Source organism: Streptomyces sp. HSS9-12 (genome assembly GCF_054963655.1).
Genome location: NZ_JBUEGC010000114.1, coordinates 1 through 1,597, shown reverse-complemented (window position 1 = coordinate 1,597; position 1,597 = coordinate 1). Strand labels below are relative to the sequence as shown.

The 1,597-nt window shown below is 68.7% G+C and carries 2 protein-coding genes; both read left to right on the top strand.

Annotated features, from left to right (window positions below):
- Positions 1-391 precede the first annotated feature (391 nt).
- The gene (locus ACY34J_RS28935) at positions 392-769 is read left to right on the top strand and encodes a hypothetical protein (protein ID WP_462729592.1); all 378 of its coding nucleotides are present in this window, start codon (positions 392-394) and stop codon (positions 767-769) included.
- A complete protein-coding gene (locus tag ACY34J_RS28930; protein WP_462729591.1) occupies positions 751-1,578 on the top strand; it encodes a hypothetical protein in 828 nt (275 codons plus the stop codon). Before ACY34J_RS28935 ends, ACY34J_RS28930 begins: the two co-directional genes overlap by 19 nt.
- Positions 1,579-1,597 lie beyond the last annotated feature (19 nt).

The following is a 1,597-nucleotide window of genomic DNA, read 5'->3' as shown; positions in this document are numbered from 1 at the left end:
CTTCCCTATGGCACCCGCCGCCTCTGGACGACCAGGGTAAGCGGCTTCCTGTAGCGCGTGGCGGGATGTTTGTGACCCGAGGCAAACTTGCACAGACTGCGTGGTCGACTGACCCGTGTGCAACGTCGTGGCTCTGTACGTGAAGAGCAGTGACAGATCATGCCCGAGAGATCACCAAGTGGGGCCAAATCCCGCTGTCGAACGGGCCAGCTCACATTGTCGAAGCCACCCATCACCGCGACCGCCTGATCCAGGCATTCAACTTTTCGTGGCAGAGTCGCTCAGTGGCCAGTACGTCGGATCTTCAACTTGCCTATGATTCCTGAAGATTGCCCAGGGACCGAACGGAACGGCCGTGACTGCACGGTCGGTACGGGGGAGAGAAGCACAAGTGGCCGGATCCGACCTCATCGCGTGGTGCTGCACCTATCTGGACGAGCTGCGAGACGTTGCGGAGACGGAGGCTCAGCGGGCCGAACTCGAGGCATGCGTGGCTGCTGCGGCCCGGGGTGAGGACTGTACGGACCGGCTTGGTGCCGTCCTACGGTCCATGGGCCAGGAGGTTGAGGCCTCCCGCGGCGGGGGCTACGTCATGATCCCAGGCTACGTCATGATCCCAGGACTGCGGGGCGGCATGGGCGCGGTCCTCCGGGCCGTCTGTCCGAACGGGGTCTGCTCGCGCGACGCCGAGGCGGGCGCACCTGAGGAGCAACGGCGCTGCTCGGTCCAGGGGGCTGTGATGCCCGAGAAGTGGACATCGCCGTCGTGACGGGGTTCCTCGCCGGGCTCGGCGGCAAAGTCGTCGAGCGCTGGCTCTCCCTGCTCACCCTCCCCGGCTGCCTGTTCGTCACCGCCGCTTGGGTGGCCTCCGCTCTGGGCCAGAGCCATGCCACGGACCGGAATCACCTGGCCGATACCGTCTCCGGCTGGTATGAGGGCGCGCAAGACACTCGCCCCGGCACCCTGGGGGCGATCGCGGCCGGGCTGATCGTGCTGGCGGCACTGGCCGGGCTGACGGCGAGGATGACCGGACAGGTGGTGATGCTCCTGTGGTTCGCCCGGTGGCCGGGGTCCCTGGGACGGCACATGCGGGACGTCGAGCAGCGGGTGTCGGACTACTACCAGATCGACCTGGAGATGCTCTGGCCCCGGCTCTGGCTCGTCCTGGCTCCGCACGTGCGGAAGGAACTGCGGGCCGTGATCACCGCGGTCGAGTCCGCCACCATCGTGGGTGCCTGGGGCCTGGGCTACCTGGTCCTGGGCTGTTGGTGGTGGCCGGCCGCAGTGATCGGTGTGGTGGTGCTGTGCGCCGGATGGGTGCTCGCCCGGCAGCACACGGTGGAGTTGGCCGCACTAGTGGAGAGCGCCGTCGACGTCGGCCTACGCCCCGTGGCGCGCTCGCTGGGTATCACGCCTCCGTCGGCCGCCTCCCCTGCCGAGGTGGGGCTGCAGCTGGCCCCCGTGCTCCACAAGCGGCTCGCCGCTACTGCCCCTCCTGCTACTCCCGCGCCGCAGCGCTGGCAGGCTCCGTCCGGGCCGCCGGTCCGCAGGCGTGGCGCCGCATCCGGCGGCCCGTGACACGACGCCCCTGATGTCG